Annotated in this window: 13 protein-coding genes; 5 read left to right on the top strand and 8 right to left on the bottom strand. The window is 72.9% G+C overall.

Translation table 11 applies throughout. From position 1 onward, the window contains the following. Window positions 1–294 precede the first annotated feature (294 nt). Window positions 295–1605: an extracellular solute-binding protein gene (locus tag ABZW10_RS22900; protein ID WP_355368846.1), complete on the bottom strand. Its 1311-nt coding sequence runs from the start codon at window positions 1603–1605 to the stop codon at window positions 295–297. Between the two features lie 341 nt (window positions 1606–1946). Between ABZW10_RS22900 and ABZW10_RS22905 the strand changes: the two genes are divergently transcribed. Together ABZW10_RS22905 and ABZW10_RS22910 are read left to right on the top strand one after the other, a co-directional pair. Further along, window positions 1947–2783, top strand: a complete 837-nt coding sequence (locus ABZW10_RS22905; protein ID WP_355368848.1) for an IclR family transcriptional regulator — start codon at window positions 1947–1949, stop codon at window positions 2781–2783. Window positions 2784–3282: 499 nt separating this feature from the next. Further along, window positions 3283–4941, top strand: a complete 1659-nt coding sequence (locus tag ABZW10_RS22910; protein ID WP_355368850.1) for an alpha/beta hydrolase — start codon at window positions 3283–3285, stop codon at window positions 4939–4941. A 355-nt stretch (window positions 4942–5296) separates the two neighbouring features. On the opposite strand, the gene ABZW10_RS22915 is transcribed toward ABZW10_RS22910, so the two are convergent. Then, window positions 5297–5851, bottom strand: coding sequence for a caspase family protein (locus ABZW10_RS22915; protein WP_355368852.1), 555 nt, complete (start codon window positions 5849–5851; stop codon window positions 5297–5299). 3 nt (window positions 5852–5854) lie between these two features. Between ABZW10_RS22915 and ABZW10_RS22920 the strand changes: the two genes are divergently transcribed. After that, window positions 5855–5977 (top strand): hypothetical protein, encoded by a 123-nt coding sequence (locus tag ABZW10_RS22920; protein WP_355368854.1) that lies wholly within the window; start codon window positions 5855–5857, stop codon window positions 5975–5977. Here ABZW10_RS22920 and ABZW10_RS22925 read toward each other — a convergent pair. The 4 genes from ABZW10_RS22925 to ABZW10_RS22940 all read right to left on the bottom strand — a co-directional run bounded on the left by ABZW10_RS22925 (window position 5974) and on the right by ABZW10_RS22940 (window position 8125). After that, window positions 5974–6255, bottom strand: a complete 282-nt coding sequence (locus ABZW10_RS22925) for a hypothetical protein (protein ID WP_355368856.1) — start codon at window positions 6253–6255, stop codon at window positions 5974–5976. The two genes, ABZW10_RS22920 and ABZW10_RS22925, sit on opposite strands and share 4 nt — an antisense overlap. 40 nt (window positions 6256–6295) lie before the next feature. Further along, the gene (locus ABZW10_RS22930) at window positions 6296–6703 is read right to left on the bottom strand and encodes a hypothetical protein (RefSeq protein WP_355368858.1); all 408 of its coding nucleotides are present in this window, start codon (window positions 6701–6703) and stop codon (window positions 6296–6298) included. Then, complete coding sequence (locus tag ABZW10_RS22935; protein WP_355368860.1) at window positions 6700–7272, bottom strand: universal stress protein; 573 nt, start codon at window positions 7270–7272, stop codon at window positions 6700–6702. The genes ABZW10_RS22930 and ABZW10_RS22935 overlap by 4 nt, the downstream gene beginning before the upstream one ends. Before the next feature lie 124 nt (window positions 7273–7396). Continuing rightward, on the bottom strand, window positions 7397–8125 hold the full coding sequence (locus tag ABZW10_RS22940; RefSeq protein ID WP_355368862.1) for a helix-turn-helix domain-containing protein: 729 nt from the start codon (window positions 8123–8125) through the stop codon (window positions 7397–7399). Between the two features lie 263 nt (window positions 8126–8388). On the opposite strand from ABZW10_RS22940, the gene ABZW10_RS22945 reads away from it, so the two are divergent. Together ABZW10_RS22945 and ABZW10_RS22950 are read left to right on the top strand one after the other, a co-directional pair. Beyond that, window positions 8389–9444, top strand: a complete 1056-nt coding sequence (locus tag ABZW10_RS22945; RefSeq protein ID WP_355368864.1) for a hypothetical protein — start codon at window positions 8389–8391, stop codon at window positions 9442–9444. Window positions 9445–9483: 39 nt separating this feature from the next. Then, window positions 9484–10530, top strand: a complete 1047-nt coding sequence (locus tag ABZW10_RS22950) for a substrate-binding domain-containing protein (RefSeq protein WP_355368866.1) — start codon at window positions 9484–9486, stop codon at window positions 10528–10530. A 60-nt stretch (window positions 10531–10590) separates the two neighbouring features. Here the strand turns inward: ABZW10_RS22950 and ABZW10_RS22955 are convergent, their stop codons facing one another. Together ABZW10_RS22955 and nirD are read right to left on the bottom strand one after the other, a co-directional pair. Further along, window positions 10591–11934, bottom strand: coding sequence for an MFS transporter (locus ABZW10_RS22955; RefSeq protein ID WP_355368868.1), 1344 nt, complete (start codon window positions 11932–11934; stop codon window positions 10591–10593). Then, complete coding sequence (gene nirD, locus ABZW10_RS22960) at window positions 11931–12290, bottom strand: nitrite reductase small subunit NirD (RefSeq protein ID WP_355369021.1); 360 nt, start codon at window positions 12288–12290, stop codon at window positions 11931–11933. Before nirD ends, ABZW10_RS22955 begins: the two co-directional genes overlap by 4 nt.

The following is a 12290-nucleotide window of genomic DNA, read 5'->3' on the forward strand; positions in this document are numbered from 1 at the left end:
GTGCTGGGTGAGGTGTTTGGCGGGGTTGGCCACCGGGGTGATTTTTTGGCCGGGGGCGGCCTGCAGGACCCGGCGGGGGGTGGGCCGGGGGGGGGGGGGGGGCGCGGCCGACGCCCTGCCCCGGCGCCACCCGCTCGGGGAAGGCGGCGCCGCCGGGGCGGTCGTGGTGGATGCGGACACGTACGGGACCTGCTCTCTGGATGCCCGGCGGGCCCGGGTCCGGCGGCGGGGAGCCACCGCCGGACCCGGGTTCAGCCGGCCTGGGCTGTCGACCTGGACCTGCTGGGCCTTCGCTCAGTGGGCGGCGAAGGCCGAGGTGATCTGGGTGGCGGCGTCGCCCGAGGCCTTCGCGACGTCCGCCTTGCCCGTGACGACCTGCTGGAGCATCGTCGGGATGACGGCCTGCGCGTCGATCTGCGCCCAGGCCTGGTCCAGCGGCACGAACTTGGTGCCGGCCGCGATGGTGTCGGTGAAGGGCTTCAGGAACGCGTCCTTGGCGGCGACCTTGGTGTTGACCGACTTCAGCGTCGGCAGGTTGCCCATGGCGTCGTACATCTGCTCCTGGTACGCCGGGCTCGCCAGCAGCTCGGCGAACTCCACGGCCAGGGTGCGGTGCTTGGCCGCCTTCATCACGCCGAGGTTGTTGCCGCCGGCGAACGCCGGGGCGATCGAGCCGGCCTTCTCGCCGGGCAGCGGGACGACCGCGTACTTGTCCTTGGCCGCGCCCGCGTCCACCTTGCTGCGGCTGGAGTTCGGCAGGATCGCCATCGCCGCCTTGCCGGCCGCGAAGAGGTCGACGGTCTTGCCGCCGGTGAGGTCGGCGCACTGCTGGACCGGGCAGCCGTTCTCGTTGAACAGGTCCGTGTAGCGCTTGAGGCCGGCCTGCGAGGCGGGCGAGCTGATCGCCGCCTTGTACTTGTCGCCCTCCTTGACGGCGATGTCGCCGCCCGCGTCCCAGACGAAGGGCAGCGCGCCGAAGGTGTACTTGCCGCCGACGGCGATGCCGAAGGTGTCCGGGTGCGCGGAGTGGATCTTCTCGGTGGCGGCGACCAGGTCGGCGTAGGAGGTCGGCGCGGCCAGGCCCGCCTCGGTGAACATGTCGGTGCGGTAGTACAGCGCGCGCACGCCGACCCACCACGGCAGGCCGTAGGTCTTGCCGTCGAGCACGGCGGTCGCGGCGATCGCCGGGTCGAGGTCGCCCTTGTCCTTCCACTTGTCGAGGTCGGCGCCGATCTCGGCGAGACCGCCGGCCGCGACGTAGCCGGGCAGGTCGGTGTTGCCGAACTCGACCAGGTCCGGGGCGCTGTTCGGGTCGTTGAACGCGCCCTTCATCTTGGCCGCACGGGCCGAGGCGTCGGTGTCGATGTAACTGACGTTGACGGTGACGCCCTGGTGGGAGGCCTGGAACTCGGTGACCGCCTTGCTGATCACCGCCTCCTTCGCGGCGTTGCCGGCCTCGTTGTACAGCCAGACCTGCAGCGTGCCGGTCTTGTCGTCGGCGGCCTTGTCGCCGGCCGGCACGGCGGTGCCGGGCGAGCAGGCGGCGGCAGCGAGGCAGGTGGCGGCGAGAACGGCGGCCGCGGTGGTCCGTCTGACGATGCGCATGGGTGTGGAGCCTCCCCTCCCGACAGCTGCCGCCGAGACGTGCGCCGCTGGGGACGGGCACGTCGAAGCAGGCCCTGACCGGGGCCGGTGATGGGTGCGTACGTGAACGCGTGGATGTGGGGGTGGTGCTACGCGGGTACGGCAGAGCGACCGCTCGGGTGGGCTGCGTCGCCTGCTCGATGCCAGGGACGTTAGGCGCGGGCGCTCGCGCCCAACAAGACCCGGTTCGCGAAGTTTTGCACTGCACAACGCTGTATCGAAAAAGCGGCGGCCACCCCCGAACGGGGTACGGTTCGACAACCGCTGCCGTCCGGCGGCGGAACGAGAGGGGAACCGGACCGATGACGGAGCAGGAGGCCAGCTCGGCCACCTCCACCACCGCGAAACCGAAGAAGGCGGCGGGCGAGCGCAACCAGTCCTCCTCGCTGCGCCGGGCGCTGTCCGTCCTCGGCTACGTCCGCGACCACGGCGACGGGCGCGGCGTCCCGCTCGCCCAGCTCGCCGAGGCGCTCGACCTCAACAAGTCGACCGTGCTGCGGCTGACCGGCCCGCTGCTGGACGAGCACCTGCTCGACCGCGACCGGGAGACCGGCTGGTTCCGGCTCGGCCACGGCTCGCTGCGGCTCGGCCAGGCCTACCTCACCACCCTCGACCTGCGCAGCGTCGCCGCCGAACACCTGCGCCGCCTCCAGCGCGAGGCCGGCGAGACCGTCCACCTCACCGTCTGGCAGGCGCCGGGCATCGTCTACCTGGACAAGGTCGAGGACGAGACCAACGTCCGGATGGCCTCCCGGGTCGGCAGCCGGGCCCCGGCCTACTGCACCGCGACGGGGAAGGCGATCCTCGCCTGGCTCCCCGAGGAGGCGGTCACCGAGGTCGTCGCCGCCGGCCTGCGCCCGGTCACCGCGTGGACCATCTCCGACGAGACCCATCTGCGTGCCGACCTCGCCCGCATCCGCGCCCGCGGCTACTCCATCGACGACCGCGAGAACGAGCCCGAGGTCCGCTGCGTCGCCGCCCCGATCTTCGACCACACCGGCGAGGTGACCGCCGCGCTCTCGGTCTCCGGCCTCACCTCCCGGATGACCGCCGCCCGCGTCCGCGCCCTCGGCCCGATCGTCGCCCAGGTCGGCCTGCGCATCTCCCGCGAACTCGGCTCCGACCGCCCGGTCCCGTAATACGCGGAAGGGTCCGGCACCTGAACGAACAGGTACCGGACCCTTCCGACCTTGGAGCGCCAGGCCCGGGTCGCACGGACTCTCCCCACTGAAAGTGGGACGTGCTCTGGTAGCACCACTGACGCCTGACGAGGAATCATCTCCCTCGCGACAGGAAGAACACTACCAGCTCGGAACACCTGCCCGAACCGCGGGAAAACCCCGGGTGACATGCGAACGGGCCCGGCACCTGTGAATTCAGGTACCGGGCCCGTTCGATCCTGGAGCGCCAGGCCCGGGTCGCACGGACTCTCCCCACTGAGAGTGGGACGTGCTCTGGTAGCACCACTGACGCCTGACGAGAGATCATCTCCCTCGCGACAGGAGGAACACTACCAGGCCGGAGCGGGTGCGCCGGACCACGAACGGTCGCCGCCACCGAACCCCACTGTCGTCACAGCTTCATAACGTCACGTCAGTTGAATGGATGTGACATTGCACATATCACATCATGCTTCCCATGAGAAAAATCATCACCTTACTGTCCACCGCCACCGCCATCGCCGTGCTCGGCGGCGCCGTCGCCGTCGGGGCCGAACCCGGGACCGGAGGGATCGACGCCGAGAGCGTGCTGGCCGACACCGGGCAGGGAACGCTGGCCTGGAGCTCCTGCGGGGATCCGGCCACACCCGCGCTCCAGTGCGCGATGCTCGACGTGCCGGTGGACTACTCCGACCCGCGCGGGCGCAAGATCAAGATCAAGCTGAACCGCCTCCCGGCCACCGCGCCGAAGGAGAAGCGCCAGGGGCCGATCCTGCTCAACCCCGGCGGCCCCGGGGGCTCCGGACTCTGGATGCCCGTCTCCATCGCCGGGCAGATCCCGGCCGACGTCGCCTCGACCTACGACTGGATCGGCTTCGACCCGCGCGGCACCAACGGCAGTGAGCCCCATGTCCTCTGCGACGCCCACTACTTCGAGGCCGAGCGCCCCGACTACCAGCTGAGCCAGGGCACCGCGAAGGCCTGGCTGAAGAAGGCCGCCGGCTACGCCTCCGACTGCGCCGCGGAGTGGTCCTGGCTGCTCCCGCACATGACCACCGTCGACAGCGCGCGGGACATGGACAGCATCCGGCGGGCACTCGGCGAGCCGAAGATCAACTTCTACGGCGCCTCCTGGGGCACCACGCTCGGCTCGACCTACGGGCAGCTGTTCCCCTCGCGGGTGCGCCGAATGGTCTACGACAGCATCGTCGGGCCCACCATCTCCTGGTACGAGCACAACAAGCTCCAGGACAAGGAGCACCAGCGCCGCTTCGACGCCTTCGCGGCCTGGACCGCCAAGGCCGACTCCGTCTACCACCTCGGCACCGACCCGGCCGATGTGAAGCGCGCCTACGACCAGGTCGAGGCCGCCCTGCGGACCGACCCGCTGGACGCCGCCCCGGCCCCCGGGAAGATCGGGCCGGCCGAGTTCGAGGACACCTTCTACGGCGGCGGCTACAACTTCCTGCGCTGGCCCCGGATGGCCACGGTGATCTCCGCGTACGTGACCCGGCAGGACACCCGGCCGCTCGCCATCGCCTACAACCGCTACGCGGCGCCCAGCGGGAACGACGGCTCCTTCCCCGCGTACAACGCCGTCCAGTGCAACGAGAACGCCTGGCCCCGCGACTGGGAGTACTGGAAGAAGGACCAGGCCGAGGTCAACGCCGTCGCGCCCTTCTACACGTACAACAACATGTGGTACAACGCCGCCTGCATGTTCTGGCCGCACGAGGGCAACCGGGCCGGCCGGCTGAAGATCACCGGGAAGGGCCTGCCGCCCGCCCTGCTCTTTCAGTCCACCGAGGACGGCGCCACCCCGTACGAGGGCGGGCTCGCCATGCGCGACGCACTGCCCAATGCCAAGCTCGTCGTCCAGGACGGCGGCAGCTTCCACGGGATCCTGTTCCGCGGCAACGCCTGTCTGGACGACACCTTCACCGCCTACCTCCGCGACGGCAGCCTGCCGAGCGGCAAGGGCCGGATCGCCAAGACCTGCGCCGCCGGCGCCGAACCCGACCCGGTCTACGTGACCCCGCCGCCGACCGCCAAGGCCGCCACCGGAGCCGCCGGCTCACCCGACGCCGCCCCGCTGTCGCCCACCGACCCGGAGGCCGTCCTCGGCGCGCTCCGCTGACGGAGGGAAGGAAAAGCGGAGGGGCCCGGCACCTGAACGAACAGGTGCCGGGCCCCTCCGGCTCGGAGCGCCAGGCCCGGGTCGCACGGACTCTCCCCACTGAAAGTGGGACGTGCTCTGGTAGCACCACTGACGCCTGACGAGGAATCATCTCCCTCGCGACAGGAAGAACACTACCAGGTCAGAGCACCTGCCCCGACCGCGCGGGCTCGTCGGGACGCCGGCCCTCCCGCGCACCGTCGGGCCTCGTGTAGCGGACCCCGGTGGCGAGGGTGAAACCGAGCGCCTCCAGCCGCGCGGCGACGACGGCCGGGTGTGCCAGCCGTCCTCCTCGGTCCGGAGGATCACCTGGTCCTCAGCTGAACGCCGTGCCCTCGTCCGAGAAGAACTGCGCCGACTCCCCCTTCGAGCAGGCGTAGACGTAGCCGTAGTGCCGCTCGCCGATCCGCTTCACGTCCGTTTCGGACCAGCGGTGGGCGTTGGTGACGGACATCTCCTTGAGCGTGATGCCCTCCCGGCAGGCGTCGACGAAGACCACCACGTCACCGGCGAGGCTCCGCTCGACGTAGGGGCCGAAGTCGAGGGACAGGCACTTGCCGGGGAAGTCGTGGGCGCTCGTGCGGGCTCCCTTGGGCACGAGGTAGTCCACGTCGCCGTGGTGGACTCCGTGTCCGCTCAGGCACAGCAGGAGGGTGTCCCCCTCCGCCGCGCTCTGGAAGAAGCCCTCGATCGCCGCGTCGATGCTCTCCCGGTCCGTCTCGCCGGGCTCGTGGACGGCCACGTCGTAGCCGGCCGAGGTCAGTGCGCCCGCCAGTTCGGCCATGTCGTCGGTGACGAAGGGCAGATCGGGGATCGCCGCGTCGCGGTACTCGGGCACGCCGATCAGCAGGGCCCGGAAGGATCCGTTCATCGTGTGCGCAGCGGGCCGCCCGGTCAGGAACCGAAGGTCAGCGTGATGGCGCCCTTCGCCGCCACCTGGGCCGAGGTGCCGACCAGGGTGACGCCCCCGCTCGCGGTGACCTCGAACGCGATCTAGGCCTGCTTGAGCGGCATGCCGCCGTCCGGGACCCGGATCTCGCCGAGCACGGCCTGGAGACCGTCGACGGTGCGCTGGAGGTTGGCCCGGAGGACCTCGACCGGGATGCTGCGGACCGAGGCCTCGCCCGCCGTGCCGTCCCGACGGCCGAACAGGCTCTTCTCGCCGACCGTGGACGACTGCCCGGTGTCGTCGATCGAGATCAGGAAGTCGAGGGTGTGAACACCCTCCCCCGCCGCACCGACGGTCGTGTCCGCGTCCTTGCGCTGCTCGAACACCGAGTCCCCATCCTCATGTGAGCGTCGTCGAGTTGACACATCATGGGGAAACCCGCCCGGGCTTCGGATCGACCGTCACCCGCCCGTGGCGCCGGGGAACCGAGCGGTCGCGGCGAGGTCCGCGCCGGGCTGCGGCGCCCAGCGCGAGGGCGAGGGCGGCGGTGGTGAGGAGCAGGAGGTGGGCGGCTTCGGCGGCGGGTTCGGTGAGGGTGAGGGTGCCGTGGCGGTGTTCGACGAAGCCGTTGTGGAAGAGCCAGCCGGCGAGGCCGATCAGCGGGGCGGCCGACGGGTGGGAGTGGCGGCCGACGGCGGCGGCGAGGGCGGTGTAGGCGGTGAGGGCCACCCAGGTGGGGCGGAGTTCGCCGAGGACGGCGAGGACGGGGAGCAGCGCGGCGGAGGCGGTGAGGGCGACGGCGAGCGCCGCCGGAGGGCTGAGGCGGGCGGTCACGCCGTCACCGTCAGGCGGGTAGCGGGGTGGCGCCGCAGGGCCTCCAGTTCGCGCTGGAGCGGCGGTTTGGGGACGGCGAGGACCGGGCAGGTGGCGTGCCTCGTGCAGTAGGCGGTGATCGACGGGTGCAGGACGCGGGCGAGGGCGCCCCGCCCGCCCGCGCCGAGCACGAGCAGGTCGTCCGGCCGGTCGGCGCAGCGGACCAGGGCCTGCCCGGTCTCGCCGCGGACGGCGACGGCCCGCAGCCGGACGCCCGTCCCGGCGCCGGCGAAGGCCTGGTCGAGGGCGTCGTGCAGCCGGGTGGCGGCGGCGTCGCGGCAGGCGGTCAGCAGCGGCGGGCAGGGTGAGCGGCGGTAGCCGAACTCGCCGCCGACCGGGGTCCAGCAGTGCACGGCGAGGACCTCGGCGTCGAGGCGGCGGGCCTCGGCGACGGCGCGGTGCAGGGCGGCGAGGCTGCCGAGCGAGCCGCTGACGCCGACGACGACGCGGCCTCGGCCGTCGTCCTCGGGGCAACGGGGTGTGCCGGGGAGGTCTGTCGGCTCGTCCGCCATGGTGCTGTCCGTCCTCACGGGTGGTGGCTGGTGTCGTCGGGTCCAGCCAAGCCGTGGCGGAGGGGGGCGGGCGGTTCGTTGACGGAGCTCTGACGCGCACGGGCCCGGTCCGTACGGGTTCCTGACGCGCGGTGGACCCCGGTCAGGCGGTGCCCGGCCCGGTGCCCGGCCCGCCGGCCGGCCCGTCGGCCTCCCAGAGGTCGGCGAACATCCGGTCCAGGTGCTCCTCGCCGATCGGCGGGACGGGCAGCGGGTGGGTGGCGCGGGTGCGGAAGCCGTCGAGCAGCAGGGCGAGGTAGCGGCGCCACAGGTCGGGGCGCAGGTCGGCGGCGGCGGGCAGGGCGCGGCAGAGCGGGCCGAGCATGAACAGCAGGTCCATGGTGACGACGTCGGTGCGCATGGTGCCCTGCTCCTGCGCGCGGGCGACCAGCGCGCCGACCGTCACGGCGTTGCGGCGGCTGATCTCGATCATCCCGGGGACGGCCGGGATGGCCTGGGTGACCAGGTCGTTGATGCCGCGGTCGGCGGCGACCAGTTCGAAGATCCGCGCGAAGTAGCGTTCGACGGCGCTCCAGGCGTCCTCGGTGGCGAGCGCCTCGGCCCCGGCCTCGTCGAGCAGGTGGGCGGCGTCCGCGAAGACCTCGCCGATCAGTGCCTCGCGGGTCGGGAAGTGCCGGTAGAGCGTGGCGTTGCCGACGCCCGCCTCCTTGGCGATCTGGTCGAGCGGCACGTCCAGCCCGTGCGCGGCGAAGAGGTCACGGGCGGTGGCGAGCAGCAGGTCGCGGTTGCGCTGCGCGTCGCGCCGCAACCGCGCCGGGGGGTTCGCCCCGGTGGGGCCGCCGCCGGTGCCGTTCGTCCTGCTCGCTGCCATGCCCCGACCCTAGCAACCTGGGCGTTCGCCGCCGGACGGGCTCGTCGGTGCTCCACCGGCCCGGTCCGGTCCGGGCGTGCCCGGCGGGACGGTGGCCGGGGGGCCACCGGTGGAAGAACAGGTGGCGGCGGGGTCCGGACGAGGCTGTGGTGACCTGCGAGGACGCCGGGGATCCCAGGTTGCTGGGGGTTTCACGGCCGGGTGGACGCGCCCGAGGATGCCGGTGCACCCCTCCGCCCGTCCCCTGACCGGGAGTTCGCCTCATGCTCCGCCTCGCCGCCCGGGCCGCCTCGGCCCTCGCCCTCGCCTCCGCGCTGGCGCTCACGCTCACCACCCCCGCCCTCGCCGACCCGCCCCAGCCCGCCGCCACCGACATCGTGGGCGTCGGCGCGGGCGCCACCGAGAGCCTGTTCAACCGGTTCTCCACCGAGTACAACGCGTCCCTCGCCGCCGCCGGGGACACCACCTCGCCCCGCCTCTACAGCTGGGACTCCACCGGCACCTCCACGATCACCACCAAGACCGGCGCGACCCCGATCGGCCGCCCGGACGGTTCCAGCAGCGGAATCGTCGCGTTGAACATCACCACCAGGAGCACCGTCGACTTCGCCCGCTCCACCCGCGGCCCGAGGTTCTCCGACATCCCCACCCACCTGTTCGTCGCCATGGCCAGGGACGCGGTCTCCTGGGCGGCCCCGGCCGGCGGGAACGCCCCGGCGAGTCTCACCCCCTACGAACTGCGGCTCATCTACGGCTGCTCCATCACCAACTGGCGGCAGATCGACCCGGCCCTGCCCGACGCCACCATCGTCCCCGTGCTCGCCACCCCGTGGGGAGCGCTCTCGGACACCTCCGACTTCTTCCTGCGCGCGGCCGCCGAGGGCGCGCCCTTCGACTACGGTCCCTGCGTCCGCCGGGTGTTCCAGGAGAACCAGGGCGCGGACGCGCTCCTGCACGACCCCAACGCGATCGTCCCCTACTCCGTCGGCCACTACATCGGCCAGGCCTACGGGGGCCACACCCGCCCCGGCGACGAACCGGGCGCACTCACCGTGCGCGGCATCAGCGGGATCGCACCGGTGGACCCGTCCGGTCCGAACATCCGCCCCGTCTTCGCGTCCGGCGCGTTCGGTCGCATCCTCTACAACGTGGTCCGCGACGCCGAGTGGAACGCCACCGACGCACGCGGTGCGGCCCTGCGCGGCATCTTCGGCTCGACCGGCTGGATCTGCCGGTCCAACGGCGGCGTGCCCCTCACCCGCAGCTACGGCTTCCTGCCGCTGAGCTCCTTCGCCTGCGGCTCGATCGTGCACAACTGAACCGCCCTCCGCCCACCGCACCGAACGGGAGTCCACGCCATGCGCCGCCTCGCCGCCCGGGCCGCCTCGGCCCTCGCCCTCGCCTCCGCGCTCGCTCTCACCACCACCCCCGCCCTCGCCGACCCGCCCCAGCCCGCCGCCACCGACATCGTCGGTGTGGGGGCGCCGGTCACGGAACAGCTGTTCAACCGGTTCTCCACCGAGTACAACGCCTCGCTCGCCGCCGCCGGGGACACCACCTCGCCCCGCCTCTACAGCTGGGACTCCACCGGCACCTCCACGATCACCACCAAGACCGGGGCGACCCCGATCACCCGCCCGAACGGCACCAACAGCGGGATCACGACGCTGAACAACTTCTCCGCCGCGACCGTCGACTTCGCCCGCAGCAACCGCGCCCCGCAGACCGAGGACCCGACCACCACCCTGTTCGTCGCGATGGCGATCGACGCGGTGAGCTGGGCCGCTCCGACGGGCGGCAACGCCCCCACCAGTCTCAGCCGCGTCCAGCTGAACGACATCTACGGCTGCTCCGTCACCAACTGGCGGCAGATCGACCCGGCGCTGCCGGACGCGACCATCCTGCCGGTCCTGCCGGCGCCCGGCTCGGACCTGCGGCGGACCTTCCTGCAGGTGCTGGGCCGCTGGGGCCGGCCCGACGCGGCCGGACCGTGCGTGACGAACGTGCAATCGGAGAACCAGGGCACGGACACGATCCTGCACAACCCCAACGCCCTCGTCCCCTACTCCGTCGGCCACTACATCGGCCAGGCCTACGGCGGCCACACCCGCCCGGGCGACGAACCCGGCACGCTGGTCCCCCGCGCGATCGACGGCGTGCGACCGGTGGACGCGGCCAGCCACACCATCGATCCGTCCTTCGCCGCGACGGATTTCTCCTACGTGCTCTTCAACGCGGTGCGCAAGGCCGACTGGACGGCCGCGGACGCCCACGGCCGGGCACTGCGCGGCATCTTCGGCTACAACGGGTGGATCTGCCGAAGCGACAGCGGTCAGCTCCTCATCCGCGACTACGGGTTCCTGCCGCTGAACTCCTTCGCCTGTGGCAGCACGATGCACTCCTGAAGCCGCCCGCCGCCGGCCCTGGACGCCTGTCGCGCCCGGGGCCGGCGGTGGTCCGGCCGGTCAGCGGCGGGCGCCCGGGCGCAGCCAGACGGTCCAGGTGAGGGCGGCGCAGCAGACGTAGGCGGCGAGGAAGACCAGGTAGGCGGTGTCGCCGTTGCCACCGGCGGCGAAGGACTCGCGGAAGGCCAGGTTGACCAGGACGCCGCCGAAGGCGCCGATGGTGCCGGCCAGGCCGATCAGGGCCGAGGTGCGGCGGCGGGCGGCGGCCGCGGCGGCGGCCGGGTCGGTGCCTGCGGCGACGGCGGCGCGGGCGCGGGCCTCGTAGTGGGCGGGGATCATCTTGTACGTCGAGCCGTTGCCGAGGCCGCTGAGGACGAACAGGGCGATGAAGCCGGCCAGGAAGAGCGGCAGCGAGCCGGCCCGGGAGGCGACCAGGACGGTGGCGGCGCCGGCGCCCATCGCGGCGAACGCGGCCAGGGTGACCCGGGGGCCGCCGAAGCGGTCGGCGAGCCGGCCGCCGACGGGGCGCAGCAGGGAGCCGAGCAGCGGGCCGAGGAAGGTGAGCGCGGCGGCCTTGACGGGGGTGTCGAAGCGGTCGTGGAACTGCGTCTGGAGGACCTGCCCGAAGGCGAAGCCGAAGCCGATGAACGAGCCGAAGGTGCCGATGTAGAGGGCGGAGACGGCCCAGCCGTACCGGTCGCGGGCGACTTCGCGCAGCGAGCCGGCGGCGACGGACCCCCGGGCGGCGGGCGGCAGGTCGTCCATCCGGCGCCGGGCGAGGGCGGCGGCGGCGAGCACGAGCGGCGGGTAGAGCAGCGGCAGCAGCCGGGGGTGCTCGGCGCCGGCGGTGGCGAGCACGAGCAGGCCGAGGAGTTGCACGCCGGGGACGCCGAGGTTGCCGCCGCCCGCGTTGACGCCGAGCGCCCAGCCCTTGAGGCGGTGCGGGTAGAAGGCGTTGATGTTGGCCATCGAGGAGGCGAAGCCGCCACCGCCGACGCCGGCGGCGCAGGCGACCGCGAGCAGGGTCCCGTAGGAGACGCCGGGGGTCAGGACGAGGGCGGCGAGCGCGGTCGGGACCAGCAGGAGCAGCACGCTGACGACCGTCCAGGTGCGCCCGCCGAAGCGGGTGAGGGCGAAGGCGTACGGGAGGCGGAGCAGGGCGCCGAGGGCGGTGGGCAGGGCGGTGAGGGTGAACTTCCCGGCCGGGTCGACGTGGTAGCCGGGGCCGAGGAACAGCACCAGGACGGACCACAGGCTCCACACCGAGAAGCCGAGGTGCTCGCAGACCACGGACATGGTGAGGTTGCGGCGCGCGGTCCGGGCGCCGGTGCGCTCCCAGAAGGCGCGGTCCTCCGGGTCCCAGTGGTCGGCCCCGGTGGGCGCCGGACCGGTGACGGTGGTCATGCGGGTTCCTCCGACGGGGCGGGCGCGGTGGTGCGCACCGGCCAGAGGCGGAGCACGGCGGGGCTGCCGTCGGGGGCGGTGTCCTCGTCCAGGCAGCGGCCGTCGGTGAGGTCGAAGACCTGCTTGTACATCGGTGAGGCGAGTGTCGGCCGGTCGCCGCGGCTGCCGAGCAGGCCGCGGGAGAGCACGTACGCGCCGCTGAACGGGTCGCGGTTGTCGACGGCGTGCAGGGCGCCGGAGCGGTCGCGGAAGAGGGCGACCTGGTGGTCGGCCAGCAGGACGGCGACGCCGCGGCCGGGCTGCAGGTCGGCGAGGGCGCAGACGGGCTGCCAGTGGGTTCCGTCGTGGATCTCCAC

Source organism: Kitasatospora sp. NPDC004723 (assembly GCF_040609255.1).
Classification (GTDB): domain Bacteria; phylum Actinomycetota; class Actinomycetes; order Streptomycetales; family Streptomycetaceae; genus Kitasatospora.

Coding starts and splice junctions, on each gene's coding strand:
- ABZW10_RS22950 (WP_355368866.1), top strand. CDS start 9,484: ATGCGCCGCCTCGCCGCCCGGGCCGCCTCGGCCCTCGCCCTCGCCTCC.
- ABZW10_RS22910 (WP_355368850.1), top strand. CDS start 3,283: ATGAGAAAAATCATCACCTTACTGTCCACCGCCACCGCCATCGCCGTG.
- ABZW10_RS22955 (WP_355368868.1), bottom strand. CDS start 11,934: ATGACCACCGTCACCGGTCCGGCGCCCACCGGGGCCGACCACTGGGAC.
- ABZW10_RS22915 (WP_355368852.1), bottom strand. CDS start 5,851: ATGAACGGATCCTTCCGGGCCCTGCTGATCGGCGTGCCCGAGTACCGC.
- ABZW10_RS22945 (WP_355368864.1), top strand. CDS start 8,389: ATGCTCCGCCTCGCCGCCCGGGCCGCCTCGGCCCTCGCCCTCGCCTCC.
- ABZW10_RS22905 (WP_355368848.1), top strand. CDS start 1,947: ATGACGGAGCAGGAGGCCAGCTCGGCCACCTCCACCACCGCGAAACCG.
- ABZW10_RS22900 (WP_355368846.1), bottom strand. CDS start 1,605: ATGCGCATCGTCAGACGGACCACCGCGGCCGCCGTTCTCGCCGCCACC.
- ABZW10_RS22940 (WP_355368862.1), bottom strand. CDS start 8,125: ATGGCAGCGAGCAGGACGAACGGCACCGGCGGCGGCCCCACCGGGGCG.